Here is a 26,359-nt window from a genome sequence, read left to right as displayed (position 1 = left end):
TGCCTTCCTTATGCACAAATCTTTTGTTGTAGGTTGTTATTTGGGAGTTCGTCACGAGCGATTTGCGTGACTTCAACAGTGCGCACATCCCATAGCTTTTCAATTTGATTAGTCAGGAATGAGATAGGGCGATCGCTGTCGACAATGATTTCAACGCTGGCAATCTTACTCTCGTGATTCTGAGTGCCAGCCACTTGTTTCACCACAAATCCACGGTGACGCACGACGCGAAGAACTCGTTCTAACAGTACTGGTTTATCGTCAGCTTTAATGTCGATGAGATATCTTTCCATGTTATGTGTTCTCCAGCATGTCATTGTTTGATGCACCTGGTGGTACAAGCGGCCATACGTTTTCTTCTTCATCGATTAGAACATGAAGTAAGTATGACGTCTTACTTTCTAGCATTTCTTTAAGGGCTGGCTCAACTTCTTCTTTCTTGGTGATGGTTTTTCCAGGAATATCAAAAGCTTTTGCTAGCATTACAAAATCTGGATTGTCATCCAGAATGGTTTCGCTGTGGCGGCCGTCAAAAAACAGTGATTGCCATTGGCGTACCATACCCAAGCGTTGGTTGTTCAGTAGAACGATTTTTACCGGGATTTGACGACGTTTAAGTGTTCCCAGCTCCTGAACGTTCATCATAAATGACCCGTCGCCTGTGATAAGGATAGACTGGTCGTCAGGGCGAGCCACCGCGGCCCCCATTGCAGCAGGCAAACCAAAACCCATGGTGCCTAGGCCTGCTGAAGTGATGAAGTTTTGTGGGTCGCGTGGCTGAATATGTTGTGCTGCCCACATTTGGTGCTGGCCAACGTCGGTAGAGACGATTGAGCTATCAGGCATCAAATCAGACAACTGCTTTAGTAGACCCGGGGCATAGATAAGCTCACCTGGGTGGTCATAGCGCCATTTAAAACCGCTACGTAAACTCTCACTGTGTTTTACCCAAGGTGTAATGTCATGAGATAGCTCAAGTTGAGGCAGCACCGCTGGAATTTCACCGCGAACAGGAGCGTTTGCGGTACGCAGTTTATGGATTTCTGCGGCATCGATATCGATATGGATGACTTTGGCGTTTGGCGCAAACGTATCTAGTTTACCCGTCACGCGGTCATCGAAACGTGCCCCAACAGCGATAAGCAAGTCACACTCTTGTACCACTAAGTTAGCGGCTTTAGTGCCGTGCATCCCCAACATACCTAGATAATGCGGGTCATGGCGCTCAATAGTTCCCAAGCCTTTTAATGTACTTACCGATGGCATTGGGTTTAAACGCAAAAACTCGCGTACGGCGTCAGTGGCATGGCCAAGTTGAACACCACCGCCTACGTACATAACAGGACGGGAGCTTTGTGCTAATAGCTCTTGCGCTTTAGCTATATCTTCATTGCTTGCTACCGGCATAGCTGGTGGCGTGAAAGGAGGGAGAAGAGTAACTGGAGCTTGGCCAAGTTGAACATCTTTCGCGATGTCGACAATAACAGGACCTGGTCGACCTGCTTTTGCTACTTCAAACGCTTCAGCAAGAGTTGGTGCTAACTCATGGATGTCGGTCACTAGATAGCTATGCTTGGTACATGATAGTGACATACCGATCACGTCCATTTCTTGGAATGCGTCAGTACCGATATGGGAGCTGGCAACCTGACCTGTGATTGCAACAAGTGGGATTGAATCCATAAAGGCATCGGCAAGGCCAGTGACTAGGTTCGTCGCACCTGGTCCCGATGTTGCCATACAGACAGCGACATCTTGTGTAGAGCGGGCCATTCCGATCGCGGCCATAGCAGCACCTTGCTCATGGCGACAAAGAATATGTTCGACGCCACCATCATAAAGGGCATCATAAATTGGCATAATTGCGCCGCCAGGATAACCAAATACGGTTTTAATCCCTTGTTGTTTTAATGCGGCTACGACTAACTCGGCACCTGTCATCGTAAGCCTCCTTGTTTATCGCCTAAGCGATGTTGTGTTGCATTGCACTTCATGTGCGCTCCCATTCTTCCCGTCATCAGGGTCATGAACGACTACGACCAAGATGAGCTCTATTTCAATTATCTAGCGTAAGTTGTAAAAAAACCCCCGGACTTTTCAGTGCGGGGGTTTTTAAAATTCTGTGGTTATCTTTCGCCCACTAGCCCCCGCGTGGAATCAATAATGACCACGATAATCAGGACAATCAGTGCGTTGAAGCGGGCGTTAAAATTCATAGTTCTTTTTTAGTCTTCAGGTACCTAATACTGGTACGAAAATGTTTGCGTCACTAGTGGTAACATACAATTCCGTTAAATGACAAGCAAAAACTCATACTTTTTTCACATTCTTTCAGCAACTGGCCAAGCTATATAACAACCTTGATGACAAATTTAGCCAATTATCAGGGAGATAAATAATGGTTTTTAATGTGAGTAAACTATGGGTCTAGCCGTTATCCACAGTAGGGCGTCTGTCGGCGTTGAAGCACCGAGTGTAACGGTGGAAGTTCACATCAGTAATGGTATGCCTGGGTTCACTTTGGTCGGGTTACCGGAAACAACAGTGAAGGAGTCGAGAGATAGGGTGCGCAGCGCCATTATCAACTCCCGTTTTGAGTTTCCAGCTAAGCGAATCACAGTCAACTTAGCCCCTGCAGATTTACCCAAAGAAGGAGGCCGTTTTGATTTGCCGATAGCATTAGGAATCTTGGCAGCTTCAGAGCAAATCCCATTAACGTACTTAGCCGACAAAGAGTTTATTGGAGAGTTAGCGCTTTCGGGTGAATTACGGCACGTAAAGGGAGTATTACCAGCGGCGTTAGCAGCAAAGCAAGCTCAGCGATGTTTGGTGGTTCCAGAGAAAAATGGTGACCAAGCGGCTTTGGTGGGTAAAAATCGGCATAAGTCAGCCAGTAGCTTACTCGATGTGTGCGCTGCTTTATGTGGTCAAAGTGAACTGCAGCTTCACCAATCAGAAGAACATACAATTTCACCAGCTTTAGAGCGCGACTTGCAAGACATCATTGGCCAGCAACAGGGTAAGCGTGCGCTAGAGATCGCTGCAGCAGGGAATCATAACCTCTTGTTTTTAGGCCCTCCAGGAACGGGAAAAACCATGCTCGCTTCGCGCCTATGCGATTTGCTGCCTGAAATGACTGATGAGGAAGCGATGGAAACCGCGTCCGTAGCCTCTCTTACACAGCAAGAGATTAATGTTTTTAATTGGAAACGGAGGCCATTTCGAGCCCCGCACCACTCCAGCTCAATGGCCGCATTAGTGGGTGGAGGTACAGTTCCGAGGCCAGGAGAAATCTCTTTGGCACACAATGGCTTGTTGTTTCTCGATGAAATGCCGGAATTTGAACGAAAAGTGCTCGACTCGCTACGTGAACCGTTAGAGTCTGGCGAAATCATTATTTCAAGAGCACAAGGGAAAACTCGCTTTCCAGCGCGCTTTCAATTGGTTGGGGCGCTTAATCCAAGCCCGACAGGCTACTACGAAGGCTCTCAATCTCGGGTTAATCCTCAGGTGATCTTGCGCTATTTAAGTCGACTTTCTGGACCACTGTTAGACAGATTCGATATGTCACTGGAGATCCCATCGTTGCCTAAAGGTACCCTGGCAGAAGGTGGTGATCGTGGCGAAAGTACTCAAGTGGTAAAAACAAGAGTCGTAGCGGCTCGGGAGAAGATGTTAGCCCGTTCAAATAAAGTGAATGCTTTGCTTGGGAGTCGTGAAATCGAGCGCTATTGCCCACTGCGTAAGGAGGACGCCCAATTTCTCGAAAGTGCGTTGCATCGATTAGGTTTATCCATTCGCGCATATCATCGAATAATCAAGGTCGCACGGACGATTGCTGATTTGGAGGAAAGTGAGCGAATAGAGCGAACACATTTAGCGGAAGCGTTAGGTTATAGGTCTATGGATCGCTTGTTAAAACAACTAACAGCTCAAGCCGTATAGTTAGGCTTGAGCTGTAATGGGAGTGTAGGTTCATTAAAAGTTAAAAGCGGTAGTTAATACCAGCTGAGATAAGTGACTCTTGGGTGTCGTAGAAATTGATATTGGCTTCATTGGTACCGTAGCCAGCAAGGCCAATAAGCGACCAATTTTGCCAACCCATGAACTCTTTATACTCGTATGCTGCAAATAGGCTCCACTCACCTTCGTCGCGCGTTTTGTTATACAGTGGGTTCTCTTCATCGTATGAACGGTTGGTGTAGCCTGCGGTTAAGGCCAGTTGGTGGCGGTTCATAATCTTGAAGTAAGAAATTTCGCCGCCGACGGAGTTGAGTGAATTCGCTTCGCCCTCTGCATTGGTTTTGATAAAGGTCATCGAAGGTTGAATAAATGCAGTGCGGCTGAGTGGGAATCGGTAACTACCTTTGATGTAGTAAGATTGTGCATCACGTTCGAGCAGTTTAGCTTGCGTGTTGTTGAGCTGAGAGGTACCAGAAGCCTCATCTTCAATCTCTTTGCGTGCGTAAGCGGTATCAATACTTAACCCGCTACCAAACAAATTACTTAGCTTAATTCGATAGGCATTACCTGTCTCTTCAGTTGTGCTGCGCTTTGAGCCAATCAAGTAAGGATCTTCCCAGGTTTCGCCAGACATGATGGTTGGCAAATAGGAAACATCAACCACGGTCCCAGAACCCAGTTGGTACTTGTAGCCAACTTCGAGTGCTAAAGTTCCGACCGCGATATCTTCACGAGACATACCGACGTAAAACTGTTGGTTGAGAGGCTCACCAAAGGTATAGGCAAGGCTACCCAGTGGCGCGGCAATAAAACCGCTTTCACTGGATGCTTTGTGATCGAGGCTGTCAATGGTTTTATCACCAGACGTATTAAAGTTTGATGTGGAAGAGGTGTATCCGGTATTTAGACTTAGCTCTCCGCTAAATCCGGGTACATCAGCAAGCTGCGCTATGGCTGGGGTGACGAAGAGCGATAGGCTGAGCACTGAGAATGTTTTTTTCATAATGTTATTTTCCTATTGAGGCCATCGGCTATTGGGTCAATATCAAACCAACTAATCTGACCATAGCCACAATGATTCCAATGTGCTTAAGGACTTGTATAATTACACGCTGTTTTATTATTCATATATGAAACTTAAATAATTTTCATACGGATCTCATAATTAATAGCTATGTTGGCATATTTGACTCTTATCCTAAACATCGTATTGGTGGCGCTGAACTCTGCTTTTTGTTCATTGGTCATTTGTATCATTGCTTTGTTCAAGTTTTTATTACCGAGTGCAGCGTTAAAGGCCAAAGGTACTGAAATGGCCAATAAGATGATGTGGCTGTGGGCGACTATCAACGCACTTATTCTGGCAGTGTTTAATCGTATTGAATGGGATATAGAAGGCGGAGAAGAGCTGAAGAAAAATGGTTGGTACTTGATGATCAGTAACCACTTGAGCTGGACAGACATTGTTGTCCTTTGCTGTGTGTTTAAAGATCGTATCCCAATGCCAAAATTCTTCCTTAAGCAACAATTACTTTACGTTCCATTTATCGGCATGGCTTGCTGGGCATTGGATATGCCATTCATGCGTCGTTATTCACGAGAATATTTGATTCGTCACCCTGAGATGCGTGGCAAGGATTTGGAAACGACGCGCCGCTCGTGTGCGAAGTTTAAATATTCGCCAACGACGGTTGTCAATTATGTGGAGGGGACACGTTTCACGCCAGAAAAACAGCGTAAGAGTAAAGCCGGGTATGATTACCTGCTTCAACCTAAAACAGGTGGTATTGCATATACGCTAGCGGCAATGGGTGACCAGTTCGAGAATATTATTGATGTAACGCTGGCCTATCCTGAAAATACAGATAAACCATTTCGGGATATGTTAATGGGGCGCATGACCAAAGTGGTGGTAAGAATCAATGTCTTGCCGGTCGATGAGCAAGTTCGAGGTGATTACTTTAAAGATAAGCCATTTAAGCGTCAGTTCCAGCAATGGTTGGGTAATGTGTGGCAAGAGAAAGATGAGTTATTAAAAGAGATTCATCATAATCAGTCATAAAAAGGGAGCATTGCGCTCCCTTTTTCATGTGCTTACTTTTGTGTCAGCAGGTAATTCACTAGCTCAAAGTATTCATCGATAGTTTTAATACTTTGTGCTTGGACTAGGTACTTGTTGTTTACCACGACCGCTGGGACGCCAGATAGGCCACTGTCTTTAAACTGTTTGTCGAAGCGACGAACCATTGAGTCGACGGCGAAACCTTTAAACGCAGCGTCAAACTTTTTCGCATCTACCCCTTCATCGAGGAAAATTTGGCGTAGTTCTTCATCATTCTTTGGTGCTTTACGCATGTTGTGAATGCGGTTAAAAAGCACGGGCGTCATTTTGTCTTCTACTTTTAGTACAACCATGGTTGCATAAGCTTTGCTCATTGATTCACCCATGTTTCCGCCCATAAACGAAACGTGGTTCTTTTGGAACTTAGCATTGTCAGGCAACTGAGCTTTCAATTGCTGGATAATAGGTTCAAAGGTATTACAGTGAGGGCAGTAGAAAGAGAAGAACTCTGTCACGGTTGGCTTTTTAGAAGCTTCTAGGTTTAGAACCTTAAAATGCTCGCCTTCTTTAAATTGCGCTGCGTGAGCAGAAAAGCTCAGCATTAAGGTTGCAAATAGTGCAAACAGCTTTTTCATTATTGACTCCATGTTTGTCGTTGTTTGGCTTCTTACCATTTAATGGCGTATTACCACTGCGGCATCAGTGACAATGGTGCTTCATTCAGTGCTGAAATCTGCTCTTTGAATGCCAGTACTTGGCTTTCCCAGTATTTTGGATCATTAAACCATGGGAAGGCGAGCGGGAAAGCAGGATCCTGCCATCTTTTTGCTAGCCATGCCAAATAGTGCACCATACGTAGACCGCGTAAAGGCTCAATAAGTTTCAATTCATTAGTGTCGAAGTCACTAAATTCTTGGTAGGCCTCTAAGATGATATCTAGCTGCATTAGTTTGTCGGAACGCTCGCCATTGAGTAGCATCCACAGATCTTGAATAGCGGGCCCGTTGCGAGAATCATCTAGGTCGACAAACATAGGACCATCTCGCCATAGGATATTGCCTGGGTGACAATCACCATGTAGGCGGATGATATTACCCGATGGTGCCCAATGCTGTTCAAGAGAGTTAATGAGCAGATCTAAATCGTTGAAAAAGGCATTCTCTAGGTGCATCGGAATGAACTGAGAGTTTTGTAGTAACTTTCTTGGCTGATGCAGATACTCATCGAGGCTGATAGTTGGTCGGTGTTGAAATGGCTGTTTAGCACCTACTTTATGAATGCGGCCAAGGAAGCGACCTACACCTTCAAGCTGTTCTAAGTTATCGACTTCAAACTGACGTCCACCCACACTGGCAAACAACGCAAACAAATACCCTTGGTAATGATGTAATGTTTGGCCATTGATGGTGATTGGTGGTGCAACTGGGATCTCAGACTCGATTAACTCGAGGGTAAAGTCATGCTCCTCCTGAATTTGAGCTTCGCTCCAACGCTCAGGGCGATAGAACTTGACGACATAGCGTTGACGCTCTTCATCAGTAAATTGGTAGACCCGGTTTTCATAGCTATTCAGAGCTAGGAAGCCAGACTCCGCGCGAATGCCAATGCTCTCTAGTGCATACCACATAAAGTCTGGAGTGAGGGCGTCAAAGTTAAAAGCGTGTTGAGTCATAAATAAAAAAGGCTCATTGCTGAGCCTTTTTCCATAAAGTAATTGGCGGTCTAGAGCTTTTTAATGAATCGGCTCTCGACGGCTATCGTAAAGTCTTCGCTGTCAGACAGTATAAACTGAATTTTGGAAACTGATGAGTCGAGATTGCCAGGGTTTACGCCTAGGCTCATTGGTAAGTTGAGAACTTCACCTGGATCGACTTGTACGGTTTTCTTACCGTACCAAGACGCATCGTTTAAGCCTTCAACTGTTAAGGAGTATTCCTGCTCTTGCTGGGTTTTATTTATTATTTTCAAGGTATAGGTGTTTTCTACCTCACCTGCGCTATTCACACGGAACAGCTGATTTCGATCGCGTAGAACACTAAGTCCTGCGGGGTCGACCGCAGCAATTTGAGCAAAGAACAATCCAATCATTACAAGAAGGACGGCTCCATAGCCTAGCAGTTTAGGACGCAGAACTTTAGTATGTTTGCCAGACAATCTATGTTCTGTGGTGTAACTAATTAGGCCTTTGTCATAGCCCATGCGATCCATGGTTTTGTCGCAAGCATCGATACACGCACCACAGTTGATACACTCGTATTGCAGCCCATCACGGATATCGATGCCTGTTGGACACACCTGAACACATAAGTCACAGTCAATACAGTCTCCTAGACCAAGCGCTTTCGGATCGGCTTTACGCGATCGAGGCCCACGACTTTCGCCACGCTTGCTGTCATAACCAACAATAAAAGTATCTTTATCAAACATTGCTGATTGGAATCGAGCATACGGGCACATATGGACGCAGACAATGGAGCGCATCCAACCCGCATTGGCATACGTACAGCCTGCAAAGAATAGCACCCAGAAGACAGGCCAGAAGTCGGCATCAAAGGTAAAGAAGCCAACCACCAGTTCCTTAATTGGAACAAAATAGCCCACGAATGTCAGGCCTGTGGCTATGGCAATAGCAATCCAAGCAGCATGCTTGGCTGTTTTGCGCATTAATAGGTTCGAGGTGAGTTTATTAGAGTCTTGTTTACGACGTTTATTGGCGCTGCCTTCAAGTTTCTCTTCAAACCAAATGTACATAAATGTCCAAACAGTTTGCGGACAAAGGTAGCCGCACCAAACTCGACCCAAAAAAGTCGTTAAGAAGAACAAACCAAAAGCGGCGATCATGAATAGTAGAGCCAGCAAGGTAAGATCTTGTGGGTAGAGTGTCGTGCCAATAAAGTTAAATTGTTGGTTGCCGATGTCTAGCAAGATGGCTTGACGATCGCCGTAAGGGATCCACGGAATAGCGGCAAACAATACCAACAGAAACCAACCTCCGTAACGGCGTAGCTTTTGAAACGCACCTTTACTTTCCCGTACATAAATACGGTTACTTGGGTTAAACCGATCGCCCTTGGTTTTATGGGTCTTAGGGTTAAAGGTTTTAGGAGTCACATCTTTTATATCGATCTTATCCTGACTCATGAAGCTTCCTTCTTAGGCTTAAACGGTGTGATTTATTGAGCTCACACTCTGTAGACATTGCTATTTTAGTAAATACTTATGGGCGGCGATTATATACGCAATAACATTTTTATTTCTTTAAGGTTATCAACCTTTAACAACAAAGGTGAGTACAGTTTTATAAATAAATGACCTAACAGTTATCAGTGTTGTGGATATTTGGATATAAAAAAGGCGACCTAGAGGCCGCCTTGTGAGTGCTATTTGGTGTTACTTAATGATGCCACGAGCGCGAAGAATGGCAGTTTTAAAGTCATCTTCTTGGTCTTTTTTAAGGCCAGGGATCATTTCATCTTTGGCACTGTTACGCATCTTAAGATGATAGATCAGGACATCATCGGTTAAATCTTCCAGTTTACCTTCGTAACCCGCTTCTTGAGCCAACTTAACAATCATCTGCAGTAGGTTGAGCTCTTGGTCTTTTTGCCATTCCGGTTCTAACAGCTCAATCAGCTCCTCAATGCGGTGACACTTCATCTTCTTTCTCCACAATATTTATAATGATTTGCTGGTTAAGGTATCAGATTGGTCTTTTTGAGTTAAGAAAAAAGCGCAGTCTAAGCTGCGCTTTTTATTAAGCTGCTTTAACGATTTTAGCTGGCGCTGAGCTCATGAAGACACTCTTTTCAACTAAAGTCATACCAGGAGCTGATTTTTTTGCAGTCGGTGCAGCAGCAAAGCCACTACGACGACGCATTGCACTACGATTTGTGTGCGAGAACCTGACGGTTGTTGGGCGCATTTCTTTACCTAACTGTCAGGCATATCCATTGCCAATGTCATGGCCTGACCCGCTTTGAGTTGAGCTTCATCACTGAAGGGTGGCTCTCTGGCTTTCGCCAATCCAAACTGCGGGGCAGGAATAACGATATGCATGCATATCAGTGATTAGATTAGCATCAAGCTATTCATTGATCGATATATAATCGCTACGTCCTTAGTCGTATAGAGCGCATTTCTGTGAGAGGTGTTGTAGCCCTAAGACAGCGAGGCAGATTAGTATGTTACTTTAAGCATATTTGGGGCGAAGGTTGCCAAGGAGGAGTGTATGTCGTTTTTTAAGAAAACACTGGCGAGTTTTGGTGTGGGTTCTGCCAAAGTGGACTCTGTTCTACAGCAAGAGGTTCTTTATCCCGGCCAAAAAGCGAATATTGTTATCCATGTATATGGTGGTGCTACGGCACAGGAGATCGATAACATTGAGCTCAAGCTGTTTTGCCGTTATATCAAGGAAGTACCTGCCAATAATGATAAAAATCATAATAACGCTGGGCGGATGCGTCGTGTATCCGCTAGCTATCAATTAGCGGATTGGAAACTGCCTTATGCCTTTAGCATTCAACCCGGTGAAGAGCGCACGTTTGAGGTTGAGCTGGATGTGCCATGGAATACCCCTGTAACGATAGGTGACTCGAAGGTTTGGCTAGAGACAGGGCTAGACATTGCAATGGCCAAAGACCCAACAGATAAAGACATCTTAACCGTACGCCCTGACTCCTTGTTGGATGGCATTTTTACGGCGTTGGAAGAACAAGGCCTTCGTATTCGCCAAGTCGAGTGTGAGCAAGTGGATGGATTCGCGATGCCCTTTGTTCAAGAATTCGAATTTGTCCCAACAACGGGCCCTTTCCATGGTCGTTGGCGCGAATTGGAAATGGTGGCGTATCGCACGGATGATTCATTACAGATGTGGTTTGAGATTGATCGTCATCGCGAGGGGGCAAAAGGGATGTTGGCCAGTCTGTTGGGTATTGGTCAGCTGAAACGTGAATTGGTGATCCCTTTGCACACAGCTTCTGATAAGGCTGGAGAGATAGTCCTAAATTATTTGGATGAGCACTCTTAACCAAAACTTAATCATTTAAGCTTACATGTGTACGCTGAATGTGCCATACTCTGGAGCAATTATTCAAATTCTGGAGTAGGCACCGTTATGTCCGCAAGCGAGTCATCTCAATATAGTGTCAAAGAAGAAATTGCTAACACAGTAACTCATGCTCTTGGCATGGTGTTGGGCATTGTTGGTTTGGTTCTACTTTTAGTCAAAGCGATTGACCATAATGCGGATGCGATGACCATCACTAGCATGAGTATTTATGGCAGCAGTATGATTGTACTGTTTCTCGCCTCAACGCTTTATCATGCTATTCCCTACCAACGCGCCAAGCGAGCGTTAAAAACCTTTGATCACTGTGCTATCTATCTTCTGATTGCCGGCAGTTACACGCCATTTCTTCTTGTCAGTTTAAGGACGCCACTTGCGATCGGTTTGATGATTGTTATTTGGTCGATAGCTTTGATTGGCATCATCATGAAATTGGCATTTGTCTATCGCTTTAAGAAGCTTTCATTGGTGACATATCTTCTAATGGGATGGCTATCGTTGATTGTTATCTATCAGTTGGCACTAAACTTGGAAGTTGGTGGGCTGACCCTTCTGGCTGTCGGTGGTTTAATTTATTCGCTGGGGGTTATTTTCTATGTGGCGAAACGCATCCCATACAACCACGCAATTTGGCACGGGTTTGTACTAGCGGGTTGCGCCTGCCACTTCTTTGCTATTTATCTGTATGTAAAACCTATCTAACGGCGCCAAAAAGCAGGGAAAAACAAAACTAATAGCGTTAAGATTTCCAAGCGCCCCATGAGCATACCTAGGCTTAGTATCCATTTAGCCGCATCAGGAAGTGGGGCGAAGTTACCCGTTGGGCCAATAACGCTCCCCATGCCAGGGCCTACATTAGCGACCGCTGTAATGGCTCCTGAAATACTGGTGATTGGATCAAGTCCCATCGCACTTAAGCATCCCGCAATCACTATAATTGTGATGAAAAACATCAGCCCAAACGCGACAATGGAGCGAACAATGTCATCGTTGACTGGGCGGCGATTGTAGCGTTGAACAAATACCCCTGATGGGTGAATTAACTTCATCATTTGCTTATTCAACAACGTAAGCGCTATCTGAAAACGGAAGATTTTTATTCCGCCCGAGGTTGAACCCGAGCAAGCGCCAGCCATCATCAAAAAGGCAAATAGCGTGGTTGGCAATGCGCCCCAAGCGGTAAAGTCCTCTAAGCCAAACCCTGTCGTTGTGACGACTGATACGATGTTGAACATAGAAACGCGCAGCGCATCAAGGACGGTGTAGCCATCTCGAATTACCAACCACGCGGCAATGACTAAGCTGCTGCCAAGGAACAGGTAGGTAAAACCGCGTACTTGTGCGTCTTCTAACAATTCGTCGAGGCGGCGTTTACGGATCGCAGACACGAACAATAAGAACGGCAATCCCCCCAAGAACATAAACAAGGTCGCGACCCAATGAGCCCCGTTGGAGAAGTGGTTCATTGACCCGTCAGATGTTGAATAACCGCCAGTCGATAACGTAGTAAACGAGTGGTTGATGGCTTCAAATAAATTCATCCCTGTCAGCATAAAGCCAATTAAGCAAAGCCCTGTTAGCACCACATACACGGACATAATGTTCTTAGCTACGGTTTTAGCACGAGGGCTGCTTTTATCTGACCAGTCAGACGATTCAGTGTGGAATAGTTTCATGCCGCCGACGTTGAGCATCGGTAATACTGCTACTGCCATTACGATGAAGCCAATCCCACCTAACCACTGCAAGATAGAGCGCCACAGTAAAATGCTGGGTGCCATATTATCTAAGCCACTGAGTACCGTGGAGCCTGTAGTAGTGATACCAGACATGGTTTCAAAGTAAGCGTCGGTAAAGCTAATATGGTTAATAAATACAAATGGTAAGGCGGCGAAAGCGCTGGCGATGGTCCAGACTAAGCTGGTGATGAGAAACATATCGCGTACGCTGAGCTTAAAGTTTTTGGTTCTGCCTAAACTGAGACAGGCAAAGGCGGCGAGATGGGTAATCAGTACCGCTTGACCAAACTCCAAGAATCCCGGAGTACCACTAAAAAATGCCACAAGTGTCGGCACGTACATGAACAGAGCTAGTTTCGAAAGCACTAGCCCTATCACGAACAATACAGGGCGGAAATTGACCATGTTGCCAATCCTAAAGGAAGAATGGGCTCGGTTGGAATAGTGCTTCCACGTCTGGTACATATTTCTTATCAACTAAGAACATCACTACGTGGTCATCTTGTTCAATCACGGTTCGGTCATGAGCGATCAGGACTTCTTCACCGCGGACAATCGCACCGATGGTGGTGCCCGGTGGGAGCTTGATATCACCAATGGCACGTCCCACAACTTTCGAAGTGGTTTCATCACCATGGGCTACGGCTTCAATGGCTTCGGCCGCGCCACGGCGCAATGAGGATACATTGACAATGTCAGCACGGCGCACGTGAGTTAAAAGCGCTGAGATGGTGGCTTGTTGTGGGGAGATTGCCACATCAATTGCACCACCTTGAACGAGATCGACGTAGGCTCCACGTTGGATAAGTACCATCACTTTTTTCGCCCCCATGCGTTTGGCAAGCATGGCTGACATGATGTTGGTTTCATCTTCGTTGGTTAGGGCGATAAACACATCGACCTGATCGACGTTTTCTTCGCTTAGTAATTCTTGGTCTGCGGCGTCACCACAAAAGACGATGGTGTTTTCTAATTCTTCAGAGAGTTTTTCCGCACGTTGGTAACTGCGTTCAATCAATTTTACGCTGTAAGTTTGTTCAAGGCGCTTTGCTAAGCTCGCGCCGATGTTACCACCACCGACAATCATAATGCGGCGGTAAGGCTTTTCTAAGCGTTGCAGTTCACTCATCACTGAGCGAATATGATTGCTCGCAGCCACGAAGAAGACCTCATCATCTGCTTCGATAATGGTGGTGCCTTGTGGGCGAATGGGACGGCCTTGACGGAAGATAGCCGCAACACGAGTATCAATGTGTGGCATGTGCTCGCGTAGAGTGGAAAGTGCATTACCAACCAGTGGACCACCATAGTAAGCTTTTACGGCAACTAAGCTGACTTTTTGCTCAGCAAAGCTCACCACTTGCAGCGCACCTGGGTATTGGATCAAACGTTCAATGTAGCTTGTTACCAACTCTTCAGGAGCGATCAGATGATCGACAGGGACAGCTCCTGATTGAAACAAAGCTTCTTTTTCAGAGAGGTATTGTGGGGAGCGAATTCGTGCAATCCGGTTAGGCGTATTAAAGAGAGAAAACGCGACCTGACATGCAGCCATATTGGTTTCATCGGTATTGGTTACCGCAACCAGCATATCGGCATCTTGCGCACCAGCTTCACGTAGAGAGTCAGGATGGCTTGCATGACCATGGACGACACGTAAGTCATACTTATCTTGCAGTTCACGCAGTCGGTCATTATCTCGGTCAACGATGGTAATGTCGTTGTTTTCACCTACCAGGTTTTCAGCCAAAGTACCGCCGACCTGACCTGCGCCAAGAATGATGATTTTCATAGCTTTTCTCTTTATTCGCTTAGCTGGTTGAACACAGCTTAAGTATTTACTCGTTGCAATGAAATAGCGGCTAAGACAAAGTCATTAGCCGCTCAAATTAATTATGCTTGTTTCACTAGTACTGCGTAGTAGAAACCATCCATATCCTCTTCGCCAGGTAAGATTTGGCGTCCTGGATTGTTGATGTCAGAGCCTACTAGTGTCGCATCACTTGTACGTTCTAAGAATGCTTTAACTTGAAGGACATTCTCTTTTGGTGTGATTGAGCAGGTGGCGTAAACCATAGTGCCACCGGCTTTCAGTTGCCCCCACATTGCATCCATGATTTCACTTTGCAGTTCAGCAAGCGCATCAATGTCGTTTGCGCGACGTAACCACTTAATATCAGGGTGACGACGGATAACGCCAGTTGCTGAACACGGGGCATCAAGCAGAATGCGGTCAAATTTCTCGCCACTCCACCATTCTTGTGGATAACGAGCATCGCCACAAATCACATCCGCGCGCAGTTGTAGACGTTCTAAGTTGTCGTAAACGCGATCAAGACGCTTAGCATCACAATCAATCGCAACTACTTCGGTATCTTCTGTGTGCTCTAAAATGTGTGCCGTTTTACCGCCTGGCGCTGCACAACAATCAAGAATCAGCTCGCCATCTTGTGGCTGTAAGTAGTTTACAGACAACTGAGCAGCAGCGTCTTGGACTGATACCCAACCGCGGTCAAAGCCTGGAAGAAGTGTTACGTCACAAGGCGAGGCCAATTTTATGGCATCTGCCGCTTCCGGGTGAACGCTGAATTCAATGTTTTCATCTTTCAGCAGTTCTAGGTATTCATCGCGAGTATGGTGCTGGCGATTGACGCGTAGCCACATTGGTGCCTTGCTGTTGTTCGCTTCGACCAATTGTTCCCATTTCTCTGGGTAGCTTTCACGCAGCATATTTAATAGCCAATTCGGGTGACCATATTTGCCGGCATTGTGACTAACGGCTTTTTCATCTAATGCTTCTTGATCACGTAAGTAGCTTCGCAATACGGCATTGATTAGGCCGCGCAGACTTGGACCTTTCAAGGTCTTGGTGCCTTCCACCGTTTCTGCTACTGCCGCATGAGCGGGAATACGCATGAAGCTAAGTTGGTATATGCCGACCAGAATTAAGTGGTGGAATACTCGCTTTTTCCCTTTCAGTGGATTATCCATCAGCTCATTAGCGATAGACTCTAGACGAGGCAGGTAACGCAGAGCGCCATAACAGATCTCTTGTAAGAGAGCGTGGTCTCTTGGTCTGATGGTTTTTTGCGCCGCAGGTAGTGCGTGTGAAAGAGATTGGCCTTTATCGACCACTTGGAATAGGACGTTAGCAGCAGCTGCGCGAACATTCATGATGAATACCTTAAATTAAGGGAGGGTGTCTCCACCCTCAAAATGTACGTTTCCGGTTAGGGAGAATATGTTTAAACCAGCTGAGTGCCAACTTCAAACCAGCTAGCACGTGAGTTCAAAATGTCTTGAACTGACATGGCTTTTTTACCTGGTACTTGCAGTTGCTCTAGTACTAGTACGCCATTGCCTGTTGCAACGTAGATACCTGTTTTATCAGCTTGCAGGATAGTACCCGCTGGTTTGTCTGATGTTTGCTCATCAACACGGCTCTGCCATACTTTGATGCTGTTCTCTGCCGCTTCAAAGTGGCTCATTGGCCATGGGTTGAAGGCACGAACGCAGCGTTCAATGTGTGCAGCGTCGTCAGCCCAGTTAATACGCGCTTCTTCTTTACTCAGTTTCTTCGCGTAGTTAGCCAGTTCATCATCTTGCTTTTCAGGCACTGCTTTACCTTGTGCAATATCTGCCAAGCATTCAACTAGCGCATCAGGACCAAGCTCTGCCAGCTTTTCATACATGGTCGCGCTGGTGTCAGTCGCTTCGATAGGCAGGGTCGCGATCTTTAGCATATCGCCGGTATCAAGGCCGATGTCCATTTGCATGATAGTCACGCCTGTCTCTTTATCTCCCGCCCAAATTGAGCGTTGAATCGGAGCTGCGCCACGCCAGCGAGGTAAGATCGAACCATGAACGTTGATACAACCTAGCTTTGGTGTATCAAGTACCGCTTGAGGAAGCAGTAGACCATAAGCCACCACAACCATGATGTCAGCGTTGAGATCTGCAAGCTCTTGCTTGGCTTCATCAGACTTAAAGTTTTCAGGTTGATAAACCGGAATGTTGTGCTCTAGGGCTATGTTCTTCACTGGGCTAGCAGTAAGCTTTTTACCGCGACCTGCTGGGCGATCTGGCTGTGTGTAAACAGCGATAACTTCATGCTCCGAAGACAACAACGCCGCCAAGTGACGGGCGGCGAAATCCGGAGTACCAGCAAAAACAATCTTCAAAGGTTTGCTCAAGGTACCTTCCTTCTATTAATAGCGGTTAAGCTTTAGCGTTCTTTTCGTTGAAGCGCTTGATCTTAGCTAGCTTGTCTTGAATACGCTTACGTTTTAAAGGCGAAAGGTAGTCTACAAACAGTTTGCCTTCTAGGTGGTCAAGCTCGTGCTGTACACAGATCGCTAATAGGTCGTCAGCTTCAAAGGTGTACTCTTCGCCATCACGGTTAAGCGCTTTTACTGTTACTTCTGCCGCACGTGGCACTAGTGCTCTTGCACCAGGAACAGATAGACAGCCTTCTTCGATACCATCTTCACCGCGTTTTTCGATGATTTCTGGGTTGATCAGAACCATTGGCTCATCACGAGTTTCAGAAATATCGATAACAACAATACGTTGGTGGAAATCAACTTGGGTTGCTGCCAAGCCAATACCTTCTTCGTCGTACATGGTTTCAATCATGTCATCAACGAACTTTTGAATCTCAGGTGTCACAGCTTCGACCGGTTTAGCGACGGTGCGAAGGCGATCATCTGGGAATGTTAATACTTGTAATACAGACATATACACTCGAAATGTTGAACTGTGCCGAATCAGGATAAACCTCGTTGGCTCAATTCTAGACATTTTGCAGACCAAATGACAGCATCATTGCGTTTTTGACGCGTTTCTAGGCTGTTCTCGCGATACTAACATCTTCAATTATTAACTACTCAGGGATGAACTGTTATGCCATTTCGGTTGGGGATTTCGCTATCTGTATTACTAACTTTCGGTTTTGCGCAATTCACAGTGGCACAAGAGGATGTGCTTACTGTTAAAGAAGGTGCGCCAACTACTTATATTGTAGTGAAAGGTGACACCCTATGGGATATATCGGCGCTGTATTTAGACAGTCCGTGGCTATGGCCGCGTTTGTGGCAAGTGAATCCCGATATTGAGAACCCCCACCTTATCTATCCTGGTGATAAGCTCAGTCTTATTTGGCGAAATGGGCGGCCGATGTTGAGTCTGAAGCCGATGGTGAAACTCAGCCCTAAAGTTCGAGTCTTGGATAAACAAGCACTGCCGACTATCAATGAAGCTTTAGTGCTACCTTATCTCGAATCTGACCGATTGCTCAGCGACCAAGATCTTGTGTCGAGTGCTAGAGTACTTGGCTCTAGCGATGGAGCGCAGTATCTCACCGAAAATAAAGTCATTTACATCAGCAAATCGAATGTTCATTCCGATTGGTTGATTTACCGACCTCTCAACGAGTATCAACGTGATGAACATAAGATAACGGCTCTTAAGCAAGTGGCTAAAGCAACTTGGTTCTCTGATGATGAGAGTTACAGTGGTCTAAAGGTTGTTGAGCAGAACCAAGAAATTCTCGCCAATGACATCGTACTGCCCGTTATTGAGGGCATCACAGAGTCTTTATCTACGACCTTTTACCCTGCGGCTTCTCCTGCGCAAAGTGTGGCGAATGTATTAGGGGCGTTAGAGGGGAGTCACTATGTTGGCCAAAATCAGGTGATTGTTATTGATCGAGGGAGTATCGATCAGTTGCGGCAAGGTTCGATGTTTGAGCTCTATGCTCAGGGGGCTTTTGTTGACGGTGATAAGCATTTACCTGATACGCTGATTGGTCATTTAATGGTTATTCGACCTTATGAACACTTCAGTCTGGCCTTAGTGACACAAAGCACTCAACCCATAAGCCAGCAAACGTTGTTACGCTCACCGCTAGACACTTTTGAATAATGAACCAAGATGCCTTAGCCGCTTGGCTGGCGCTTTATTTTACGCCACGAGTGGGCCCCAAAACTTTTGCTAAACTGACGTCGATAGAGAGCCCGGAAAGCCTGGCTCAGTTTAGTTGCGCTGAGCTTAAATCAGTCGGTTTTAGTGATAGGCAAATTGAGTATCTTAAACATCACTCTGAAAAAGAGGTCGAGAATTGTTTAGAGTGGCTACAAGGCTCTAAACAGCGTACGATCCTCACTTCACAAGACGCCAACTACCCCCCATTACTTAAGCAATCTGGCTCTGCACCCGCGGTATTGTTTGTTGAAGGTGACGTTTCTTCTTTATCTCAACCTCAGCTTGCTATTGTTGGTAGTCGCAACGCTAGCCTTGATGGGCTGAACTGTGCTCGTCGCTTCTCTCAATCGTTAGTTGGTCATGATTTAGTGATCACTAGTGGGTTAGCCTTAGGTGTTGACGGGTATGCTCATGATGGAGCGCTACAAGGTGGTGGGCAAACCATTGCTGTGTTAGGAAGTGGGTTAGCGACAGTCTATCCTGCTCGTCATCGTCAACTTGCCGAAAGAATCTGCCAAAGTGGCTCATTGGTGTCTGAGTTCCATCCTCTAGCCAAGCCAAAGGCGGATCATTTTCCTCGCCGAAATAGAATTATTAGCGGGTTATCTTTGGGGGTACTTGTGATTGAGGCTGCTGAAAAGAGTGGGTCTTTAATCACTGCTCGTTATGCGGCAGAGCAAGGGAGAGACGTGTTTGCTATTCCCAACTCCATTCATCACCCACAAGGTCGAGGCTGTAACTTGTTGATAAAGCAGGGGGCATGCTTGGTTCAGAATGTTGAGGACATTTTGGCTGAAATAGATACGCTGATTCGTTGGTCTGATAAAAGTAGAGAAGTGATACAGCAGGAAATTTTTCCGATAGAAGATAGCAAAGAAGAATTGCCATTTCCTCAGCTGTTAGCTAACGTAGGAAGTAGGGCTACACCAGTTGATATTCTTGCAAGCAGGACCAATATACCTGTTCAAGAAGTCATGATGCAGCTCTTAGAGCTTGAGCTCTCAGGGCATGTTGTTGCAGTTTCCGGTGGCTATATTCGAAAGGGGAGGGGCGAGCTATGATGATGGATATCCTAATGTATCTGTTCGAGACTTACATCCATAGCGATGCAGAGTTACAAGTCAATCAAGATGAGCTTGAAGAAGAGTTGCTTCGTGCAGGCTTTCATCAAAATGACATCTATAAAGCCCTTGTCTGGCTGGAAGAGTTAGCCGCTCTGCAGCAAAGCGAGGCCCACTCAGCAATTTCTGTGTGCAGTACATCGACCTCGACACGTATTTACACCGCCAAAGAGTGTGAGCGTTTGAGCTTAGAGTGCCGCGGTTTCATTACTTTCCTTGAACAAGTGAACGTGTTGACAACGGAAACGCGTGAAATGGTGATTGACCGCATTATGGGCCTCGAGACGGATGAGTTTGAGCTGGATGATCTCAAGTGGATTGTATTGATGGTGCTGTTCAATGTACCAGGCAATGAAAACGCTTATACGCTTATGGAAGAGCTGTTATACACCAAAGAACAAGGTGTTCTACATTAACGAGCTTTCCAAGTGACCAAAAGCAGTAAAATAGATCAGCAGCTGTTTTCAGCTCATGAACACGCATTAGAGCATCAAGCGTGCCCGAAATGCCAATCCGAGCAGCGCGATGGCGAGCTTCAGCTTCGCCATGGCAAGCATGGCCCATTTCTTGGCTGTACCCTGTATCCAACCTGCGATTACATTAAACCATTACATCAAAATGATGGGCATATCATCAAAGAGCTTGGTGTACCTTGCCCAGAATGTGGCAACGAGTTGGTCCTTCGCCAAGGGCGTTACGGTATGTTTATTGGTTGTAGCCACTATCCGCAGTGCCATCATATTGAGTCTTTGGATCAGCCTGAAGAAGAGCCCGAGTCACCGGATTTAAATTGTCCGGAATGTCATAAAGGCCATCTAGTTGAGCGTAAAACACGTTTTGGTAAGTTATTCTATGCCTGTGATAACTACCCTAAATGCAAGTTTGCGGTGAACCAGTCCCCAGTCGCTGGGCAGTGCGAGAAGTGTGGATTTCCATTACTGATTGAGAAAAAGCTGGCCAGTGGGAACCGATTACAGTGTGCTAATCGTAAATGTCATCACACCCAAGAAAGCAAATAGCAAAACGGCGCCTAGAGCGCCGTTTTTGTTTACTGGTTATCAAGATTACTCTGTGAAGTTCTCAGCGAAATCATGTACGGCTGGAAAAGCCTTCTTGTCTAGGACACTGGCGAGTGCACATAATTTACGTTGTAGTTCGCCATTGTAATCTCCACACACATTAATGTGACCCATTTTACGGCCTTCGCGCTTCTCTTTTCCGTACCAATGCACATGGCAGCCATCCATCGCGATCACCGCTTCTGGTAACGTATCTTCACCCAAAATGTTGATCATCGATGTGGATCGGATCAGTTTGGTTGAACCAAGTGGCATGCCACAAACGGCGCGCAGGTGGTTCTCAAACTGACATGTTTCCGCGCCTTGTTGAGTCCAGTGACCAGAGTTATGAACGCGTGGTGCGATTTCATTAACCAGCAAAGTGCCATCTACATCAAAGAACTCGAGGGCTAACACGCCCACGTAGTCGAGGCTGTTGGCAACCGCAGTGAACATGTTCTTCGCTTGTTCTTGCAGATCTGTGTCTGCAATAGCGGTAGACAGTGTCAGGACACCATTGGTATGAACGTTCTCCGCTAGAGGGTAAACCGCCACGTTGCCATCTTTGCCACGGGCACCAACCAGAGAGACTTCACGATTAAACGGGACAAACTCTTCAGCGACAATCGCTTGGGTTTCTGTCGCGGCAATGCATTCCGCCATTTCAGCCCAGATGGCATCTGCTTGATCTGCATCTCTTAGGCGCCACTGGCCCTTTCCATCGTATCCGCCCAAAGCGCTTTTAAGCACCATAGGAATACCTACGTGTTGGATAGCAGTATCAAAGTCCTCACGGGAGTTGATGACGTAGTATTTGGCATTACGTACGCCAGCATCATCGAGTAACTGCTTCTCGATGCGGCGGTCGCCACCGGCTTTAATGGCCTGTGTTGATGGCAAGAATTTCCCACTTTGCTCACACACCGCAAGAATGTCATGCGGGATATGTTCAAACTCAGCGGTGATGACGTCAGCTTGCGCAATCGCATCCTCTAAACCATGGCCAGTCACCATTTGCGTTAGCGGATGAACGATATTTTTGCTCCCCACATCGTACGCAGAGATCTCTATGTTAAGAGGCGCGCCTGCCAATGACATCATACGAGCCAGTTGACCGGCACCTAGCACTAACACATGCATGGTATTAGTCCTCTGCTGGATTTGGGTTAGCTAATACAGTCTCAGTCTGTTCACTGCGGAACGCTTCAACTTTAGCCATCACTTCTTCGTCATGCGTACCAAGGATTTGTGCCGCTAGTATACCTGCGTTTGCTGCGCCTGCTTCGCCGATGGCTAATGTACCTACAGCGATCCCTTTTGGCATTTGAACAATAGAGTAGAGAGAATCTAGACCGCTTAATGCTCGTGATTGAACGGGCACACCAAGTACAGGCAAAGACGTAAAGGCTGCTGCCATGCCTGGTAGGTGAGCAGCACCGCCAGCGCCAGCAATGATAACCTTTAGACCGCGCTCTTTGGCGCTAGTGGCGTAGTCAGCGAGAAGTTGAGGGGTACGGTGAGCAGAGACTACTTTTTTTTCGTACTCAACTCCGAATCTGTCTAGCATTTCTGCTGCTAGTTTCATTGTTGGCCAATCTGATTTTGAACCCATGATGATACCGACTTTCATCTCGAACTCCTTAAAGCTGCGCGTAATAGGTGAGCATTCAATTTGTGCGCATTATACGGGGATTTTACTCTTAAGCAAACGTTTGCGCTGGTGTTAAAATCAGATTGATACAATTTATAAATAAATAGCTTTAGTCACTGGTTGTGATTGTTTGTACACTTATCAAAAACAAAGATTGAACAGGAAGTATTCGTGGATAACTTTAATCTAGCGCTCAACGCTTTAAATGATGGTGAAGTGATCGCCTACCCTACCGAGGGTGTATTTGGTGTCGGGTGTGATCCGGATAACCCAGAAGCTATTCAAAAATTATTAGAACTGAAGCAGCGCCCTGTCGAAAAAGGGTTGATTCTGATCGCTGCAAGCTATGAGCAGCTGCTGCCCTACATTGATGAGTCACAATTGACTTCGCAGCAGCTTGAGCAAGTCCATCAAACTTGGCCAGGTCCAGTCACTTGGATAATGCCTTGTAGCGATAGAGTGTCTAATTGGGTATCTGGCCAATTCGATTCAATTGCAGTGCGTGTAACGGATCATCCTTTGGTACAAAAGATGTGTAATGCGTTTGGAAAGCCGTTAACCTCTACCAGCGCGAATCTAACGGGTGAACCGCCATGTATGACCACAGAACAAGTCTATCAGCAGCTAGGCGATAAGTTGGTGGCTGTTTTGGAAGGTGAAACGGGTGGAAGAGAAAAGCCAAGTGAGATTCGTGATGCGAAAACGTCACAAGTATTAAGACAAGGCTAACCTTGCAAAGGAAGAAAGATGTCGGCAATTGATAAACAAGCGGTAAAGCAATTCTTAATGGAACTGCAAGACTCGATCTGTCAGAAATTAGAAGCAGCAGACGGTCAGGCAGAATTTGTTGAAGATGCATGGCATCGGGAACCTGGTGAGAAGCTAGGTGGTGGTGGTCGAACTCGCGTGATGAAAGAAGGCGCAGTGTTTGAGCAAGGCGGAGTGAATTTTTCTCATGTGCAAGGAAAAGAAATGCCTGCTTCTGCAACGGCTCACCGACCTGAGTTAGCTGGTCGACGCTTTGAAGCGATGGGGGTGTCATTGGTTATGCATCCTAATAACCCATATGTACCAACTTCTCACGCTAACGTTCGTTTCTTTATTGCCGAAAAAGAGGGCGAAGAGCCAATTTGGTGGTTTGGTGGGGGCTTTGACCTAACACCGTTTTATCCTTTTGAAGAAGACGCGCAATATTGGCATAACACTGCGAAAGAAGTGTGTGCGCCATTTGGCAGTGAAGTCTACCCAGAGCATAAAGCTTGGTGTGATAAATACTTTTACCTGCCACACCGTGATGAAACCAGAGGTGTTGGTGGTCTGTTCTTTGATGATCTTAACCATTGGGAGTTTGATAAGTGCTTTGAGTACATCAAAGCGGTTGGTCAAGGTTATACAGATGCCTACTTGCCGATAGTAGAGCGCCGTAAAGAGACTGAATACAGTGAACGTGAACGTCAGTTCCAACTATATCGCCGAGGTCGTTACGTTGAATTTAACCTAGTGTTTGACCGTGGCACTCTATTTGGCCTTCAGAGCGGTGGGCGCACAGAATCTATCTTGATGTCGATGCCACCGTTAGCGCGCTGGGAATATGCTTACCAAGTTGAGCCGGGTTCTGCAGAAGCTGAACTATACGATCATTACCTCAAACCAAGAGAGTGGTAAGACTTTCTTCAATATATAGATAGTGATAGGGTCAATGTTTCGCATTGGCCCTTTTTTAGTTCTGCAGGTAAAGGAAATGACTCAGCAAATAGATCGCTATGCCGTTTTTGGTAATCCCATCTCTCAAAGTAAATCGCCTTTTATTCATACTCTATTTGCTCGTCAAACCAATCAGTCATTGACCTATACTGCAGAAAGCCCAAATAAGGACGCGTTTCAACAAGCGGTGTCTGAGTTTTTTGCTCAAGGTGGTAAAGGCTGTAATGTCACGGTTCCATTTAAGGAAGACGCTTATCGCTTTGCTACTCGACTGACAGAACGTGCTCAATTGGCTGGCGCGGTGAATACGCTGAAGAAGCTAGATGATGGTGAGATCATTGGTGATAACACCGATGGTGAAGGGTTAGTGCAAGACTTGCTTCAATACCAAGCGCCTTTAAAGGGAGCGCGTATTTTACTTATTGGTGCTGGTGGTGCCGCGCGTGGCGTCATTAAGCCACTATTAGACCAGCAACCCGCTGAAATTGTTGTTACCAACCGAACTTTTGCGAAAGCGCAACTGCTTGCCGAGATGTTTGCACCGCATGGAGCGATTAGCGCTTGTGAGATGAGTGAAGTCAACCAATCGTTTGATGTGATCATCAATTCCACCTCTTCTAGCTTGAGTGGTGAGCTACCAGATATATCCGCAGCTATCTTTACTGAACAGGCGGTTGTGTATGACATGATGTATGGCGCTGGTAAAACGACCTTCAATCAGTGGGCGCATGAGCATGGGGTGGTGCGCGTCTTTGATGGATTGGGAATGCTGGTCGGTCAGGCAGCCGAAAGCTTTATGCTTTGGCGTGGCTTAAGACCGGGTACCAAACAAATTTTACGTGAGTTAAGAAAGAACCTAGAGGGATTGTAATGAATCAATCGATCTTATTCCCAGACATGCAAACATGGGATGAAGACAAACAAGCCGTTCTCTTTCCGGCGCAGCAATCAGGTGCGTTAATTCAATGCCTCGTGAGCATGAATGAACTGAAACAGCTGTCGGGACAAAAGATAGAGAATGAACAGCAAGCTCTGGAAGTCTTTTCACAATATCGATTCGATCTTGAAGAGCTTGCTGAAGAACTCATTGAAGAAGAAGAGTTCAATGCAGAAGGTAATATAGAGGTAGTTAGTTAATTTCTTTCACCTCGTGAAGGTAATCTTCTTTGTTCTGCACATAGTTATCCGCAGACTTTTGTAAGAAAGCTCGCTCCTTATCGTTGAGAGGGCGAGCTTGCTTTACTGGGCTTCCTACATAAAGGTAACCACTTTCGAGTCGTTTTCCTGGTGGTACTAGACTACCAGCACCAATCATTACCTCTTCTTCTATAATGGCAGCGTCTAATACAATCGCGCCCATACCGACTAAAACGCGATCTTTAATGGTACAGCCATGCAGCATCACCTTATGGCCGATCGTGACATCATTTCCAATAACCAGAGGGTAACCGTCAGGGTTCTCTTTATTCTTATGGGTGACATGTAAAACACTACCATCTTGAACATTAGTGCGATCGCCTATTTGAATATGGTTTACATCACCTCGTGCAGCCACCAATGGCCAGATGCTTGAGTCGTTGCCTATTTTGATATCACCAACCAAAACAGAGCTACTATCTATATAGACGCGCTCACCAATTTGAGGGGAAATACCTTTGTAACTGCGTAGTGAGCTCATGATTTATCCTTTTTATCTTGATATATAGCGTTTATAGGCTCAGGAAAGTACCAAAAACAGGTGTTTTTGAATAGAAAATACCCAAACAATAAAAAAATCAAAAAAAACCGTAAAAAGGGCTTGCCAATGTGATGGCGATCTCTATAATGCCCCCTCGCTGACACGGGAACGGTTCGAAAGAAACGAAAACCCAGTTAGCAAGGTCAATTAGCCAAGCGGAAACGCTTGAAAAAAGTTTGAAAAAAGTGGTTGACACTAAACTTTATCTCGCTAAAATGACCGCCTCTTCCGAAGTGATGTGAGTCACAAAGAAGAAAGCTCTTTAACAATATAAAC

Annotated in this window: 29 protein-coding genes; 12 read left to right on the top strand and 17 right to left on the bottom strand. The window is 46.0% G+C overall.

All coding sequences use genetic code 11. The annotated features are described in order from the left end of the window. Positions 1-8: 8 nt before the first annotated feature. Together ilvM and ilvG are read right to left on the bottom strand one after the other, a co-directional pair. Entirely contained in the window at positions 9-293 is a 285-nt protein-coding gene (gene ilvM / locus AC4MRV_RS17165; RefSeq protein WP_038191787.1) for an acetolactate synthase 2 small subunit, read from the bottom strand. A gap of 1 nt (position 294) precedes the next feature. Beyond that, the gene (gene ilvG, locus AC4MRV_RS17160) at positions 295-1,941 is read right to left on the bottom strand and encodes an acetolactate synthase 2 catalytic subunit (RefSeq protein WP_491188543.1); all 1,647 of its coding nucleotides are present in this window, start codon (positions 1,939-1,941) and stop codon (positions 295-297) included. A gap of 480 nt (positions 1,942-2,421) precedes the next feature. On the opposite strand from ilvG, the gene AC4MRV_RS17155 reads away from it, so the two are divergent. Next, positions 2,422-3,945 carry a YifB family Mg chelatase-like AAA ATPase gene (locus AC4MRV_RS17155; protein ID WP_491188542.1) on the top strand — a complete coding sequence of 508 codons (1,524 nt, stop codon included), beginning with the start codon at positions 2,422-2,424 and terminating at the stop codon, positions 3,943-3,945. Between the two features lie 40 nt (positions 3,946-3,985). Here the strand turns inward: AC4MRV_RS17155 and AC4MRV_RS17150 are convergent, their stop codons facing one another. Then, positions 3,986-4,966 (bottom strand): DUF2860 domain-containing protein, encoded by a 981-nt coding sequence (locus tag AC4MRV_RS17150; protein WP_491188541.1) that lies wholly within the window; start codon positions 4,964-4,966, stop codon positions 3,986-3,988. Between the two features lie 171 nt (positions 4,967-5,137). On the opposite strand from AC4MRV_RS17150, the gene yihG reads away from it, so the two are divergent. Continuing rightward, positions 5,138-6,025 carry a 1-acylglycerol-3-phosphate O-acyltransferase, YihG family gene (yihG, locus tag AC4MRV_RS17145; protein ID WP_491188540.1) on the top strand — a complete coding sequence of 296 codons (888 nt, stop codon included), beginning with the start codon at positions 5,138-5,140 and terminating at the stop codon, positions 6,023-6,025. Between the two features lie 32 nt (positions 6,026-6,057). Here the strand turns inward: yihG and AC4MRV_RS17140 are convergent, their stop codons facing one another. The 6 genes from AC4MRV_RS17140 to AC4MRV_RS17115 form a co-directional block, all read right to left on the bottom strand. After that, positions 6,058-6,660 carry a thiol:disulfide interchange protein DsbA/DsbL gene (locus tag AC4MRV_RS17140; protein WP_491188539.1) on the bottom strand — a complete coding sequence of 201 codons (603 nt, stop codon included), beginning with the start codon at positions 6,658-6,660 and terminating at the stop codon, positions 6,058-6,060. A 50-nt stretch (positions 6,661-6,710) separates the two neighbouring features. After that, complete coding sequence (locus tag AC4MRV_RS17135; protein WP_491188538.1) at positions 6,711-7,697, bottom strand: serine/threonine protein kinase; 987 nt, start codon at positions 7,695-7,697, stop codon at positions 6,711-6,713. A 50-nt stretch (positions 7,698-7,747) separates the two neighbouring features. Further along, positions 7,748-9,166 carry a cytochrome c oxidase accessory protein CcoG gene (gene ccoG, locus AC4MRV_RS17130; protein ID WP_491188537.1) on the bottom strand — a complete coding sequence of 473 codons (1,419 nt, stop codon included), beginning with the start codon at positions 9,164-9,166 and terminating at the stop codon, positions 7,748-7,750. A gap of 249 nt (positions 9,167-9,415) precedes the next feature. Next, complete coding sequence (locus tag AC4MRV_RS17125) at positions 9,416-9,682, bottom strand: YihD family protein (protein ID WP_491188536.1); 267 nt, start codon at positions 9,680-9,682, stop codon at positions 9,416-9,418. 97 nt (positions 9,683-9,779) lie between these two features. Continuing rightward, positions 9,780-9,947 (bottom strand): hypothetical protein, encoded by a 168-nt coding sequence (locus AC4MRV_RS17120; RefSeq protein ID WP_491188535.1) that lies wholly within the window; start codon positions 9,945-9,947, stop codon positions 9,780-9,782. Positions 9,948-9,955: 8 nt separating this feature from the next. After that, positions 9,956-10,081 (bottom strand): hypothetical protein, encoded by a 126-nt coding sequence (locus tag AC4MRV_RS17115; RefSeq protein ID WP_491188534.1) that lies wholly within the window; start codon positions 10,079-10,081, stop codon positions 9,956-9,958. 172 nt (positions 10,082-10,253) lie between these two features. Between AC4MRV_RS17115 and AC4MRV_RS17110 the strand changes: the two genes are divergently transcribed. Both AC4MRV_RS17110 and trhA read left to right on the top strand, forming a co-directional pair. Beyond that, positions 10,254-11,051: a sporulation protein gene (locus AC4MRV_RS17110; RefSeq protein WP_491188533.1), complete on the top strand. Its 798-nt coding sequence runs from the start codon at positions 10,254-10,256 to the stop codon at positions 11,049-11,051. 87 nt (positions 11,052-11,138) lie between these two features. After that, entirely contained in the window at positions 11,139-11,792 is a 654-nt protein-coding gene (gene trhA / locus AC4MRV_RS17105) for a PAQR family membrane homeostasis protein TrhA (RefSeq protein WP_491188532.1), read from the top strand. On the opposite strand, the gene AC4MRV_RS17100 is transcribed toward trhA, so the two are convergent. The 5 genes from AC4MRV_RS17100 to def all read right to left on the bottom strand — a co-directional run bounded on the left by AC4MRV_RS17100 (position 11,789) and on the right by def (position 17,566). After that, positions 11,789-13,234, bottom strand: coding sequence for a TrkH family potassium uptake protein (locus tag AC4MRV_RS17100; RefSeq protein ID WP_491188531.1), 1,446 nt, complete (start codon positions 13,232-13,234; stop codon positions 11,789-11,791). The two genes, trhA and AC4MRV_RS17100, sit on opposite strands and share 4 nt — an antisense overlap. A 10-nt stretch (positions 13,235-13,244) precedes the next feature. Then, positions 13,245-14,621, bottom strand: coding sequence for a Trk system potassium transporter TrkA (trkA, locus tag AC4MRV_RS17095; RefSeq protein ID WP_491188530.1), 1,377 nt, complete (start codon positions 14,619-14,621; stop codon positions 13,245-13,247). A 101-nt stretch (positions 14,622-14,722) separates the two neighbouring features. Beyond that, positions 14,723-16,003, bottom strand: coding sequence for a 16S rRNA (cytosine(967)-C(5))-methyltransferase RsmB (gene rsmB / locus AC4MRV_RS17090; RefSeq protein WP_491188529.1), 1,281 nt, complete (start codon positions 16,001-16,003; stop codon positions 14,723-14,725). A 71-nt stretch (positions 16,004-16,074) separates the two neighbouring features. Continuing rightward, the gene (gene fmt, locus AC4MRV_RS17085) at positions 16,075-17,022 is read right to left on the bottom strand and encodes a methionyl-tRNA formyltransferase (RefSeq protein WP_491188528.1); all 948 of its coding nucleotides are present in this window, start codon (positions 17,020-17,022) and stop codon (positions 16,075-16,077) included. A gap of 25 nt (positions 17,023-17,047) precedes the next feature. Continuing rightward, the gene (def, locus tag AC4MRV_RS17080; RefSeq protein ID WP_005472495.1) at positions 17,048-17,566 is read right to left on the bottom strand and encodes a peptide deformylase; all 519 of its coding nucleotides are present in this window, start codon (positions 17,564-17,566) and stop codon (positions 17,048-17,050) included. Positions 17,567-17,731: 165 nt separating this feature from the next. Between def and AC4MRV_RS17075 the strand changes: the two genes are divergently transcribed. The 4 genes from AC4MRV_RS17075 to AC4MRV_RS17060 are packed head-to-tail and all read left to right on the top strand — an operon-like array spanning position 17,732 to position 20,951. Then, a complete protein-coding gene (locus AC4MRV_RS17075) occupies positions 17,732-18,751 on the top strand; it encodes a LysM peptidoglycan-binding domain-containing protein (RefSeq protein WP_491188527.1) in 1,020 nt (339 codons plus the stop codon). Beyond that, positions 18,751-19,872 carry a DNA-processing protein DprA gene (gene dprA / locus AC4MRV_RS17070; RefSeq protein ID WP_491188526.1) on the top strand — a complete coding sequence of 374 codons (1,122 nt, stop codon included), beginning with the start codon at positions 18,751-18,753 and terminating at the stop codon, positions 19,870-19,872. Before AC4MRV_RS17075 ends, dprA begins: the two co-directional genes overlap by 1 nt. Then, positions 19,869-20,348, top strand: coding sequence for a DUF494 family protein (locus AC4MRV_RS17065; RefSeq protein ID WP_038141288.1), 480 nt, complete (start codon positions 19,869-19,871; stop codon positions 20,346-20,348). Before dprA ends, AC4MRV_RS17065 begins: the two co-directional genes overlap by 4 nt. Before the next feature lie 12 nt (positions 20,349-20,360). Then, positions 20,361-20,951 (top strand): DNA topoisomerase family protein, encoded by a 591-nt coding sequence (locus AC4MRV_RS17060; RefSeq protein ID WP_491188525.1) that lies wholly within the window; start codon positions 20,361-20,363, stop codon positions 20,949-20,951. A 45-nt stretch (positions 20,952-20,996) separates the two neighbouring features. On the opposite strand, the gene AC4MRV_RS17055 is transcribed toward AC4MRV_RS17060, so the two are convergent. Beyond that, the gene (locus AC4MRV_RS17055; RefSeq protein WP_491188524.1) at positions 20,997-22,130 is read right to left on the bottom strand and encodes a 5-(carboxyamino)imidazole ribonucleotide synthase; all 1,134 of its coding nucleotides are present in this window, start codon (positions 22,128-22,130) and stop codon (positions 20,997-20,999) included. A gap of 4 nt (positions 22,131-22,134) precedes the next feature. Further along, entirely contained in the window at positions 22,135-22,620 is a 486-nt protein-coding gene (gene purE, locus AC4MRV_RS17050; RefSeq protein ID WP_491188523.1) for a 5-(carboxyamino)imidazole ribonucleotide mutase, read from the bottom strand. Between the two features lie 192 nt (positions 22,621-22,812). Between purE and tsaC the strand changes: the two genes are divergently transcribed. The 4 genes from tsaC (at position 22,813) to AC4MRV_RS17030 (ending at position 25,482) form a co-directional block, all read left to right on the top strand. Then, positions 22,813-23,370, top strand: coding sequence for an L-threonylcarbamoyladenylate synthase type 1 TsaC (tsaC, locus tag AC4MRV_RS17045; RefSeq protein WP_491188522.1), 558 nt, complete (start codon positions 22,813-22,815; stop codon positions 23,368-23,370). An 18-nt stretch (positions 23,371-23,388) separates the two neighbouring features. Beyond that, a complete protein-coding gene (hemF, locus tag AC4MRV_RS17040) occupies positions 23,389-24,306 on the top strand; it encodes an oxygen-dependent coproporphyrinogen oxidase (RefSeq protein ID WP_491188521.1) in 918 nt (305 codons plus the stop codon). A gap of 76 nt (positions 24,307-24,382) precedes the next feature. Beyond that, a complete protein-coding gene (aroE, locus tag AC4MRV_RS17035) occupies positions 24,383-25,216 on the top strand; it encodes a shikimate dehydrogenase (RefSeq protein ID WP_491188520.1) in 834 nt (277 codons plus the stop codon). Beyond that, a complete protein-coding gene (locus AC4MRV_RS17030) occupies positions 25,216-25,482 on the top strand; it encodes a DUF1488 family protein (protein ID WP_491188519.1) in 267 nt (88 codons plus the stop codon). The genes aroE and AC4MRV_RS17030 overlap by 1 nt, the downstream gene beginning before the upstream one ends. On the opposite strand, the gene AC4MRV_RS17025 is transcribed toward AC4MRV_RS17030, so the two are convergent. Further along, positions 25,475-26,023: a gamma carbonic anhydrase family protein gene (locus AC4MRV_RS17025; RefSeq protein WP_491188518.1), complete on the bottom strand. Its 549-nt coding sequence runs from the start codon at positions 26,021-26,023 to the stop codon at positions 25,475-25,477. The genes AC4MRV_RS17030 and AC4MRV_RS17025 overlap by 8 nt on opposite strands. Positions 26,024-26,359: the final 336 nt, after the last annotated feature.

This window comes from Vibrio sp., assembly GCF_984391705.1.
This window is presented reverse-complemented; position numbering and strand designations above follow the sequence as displayed.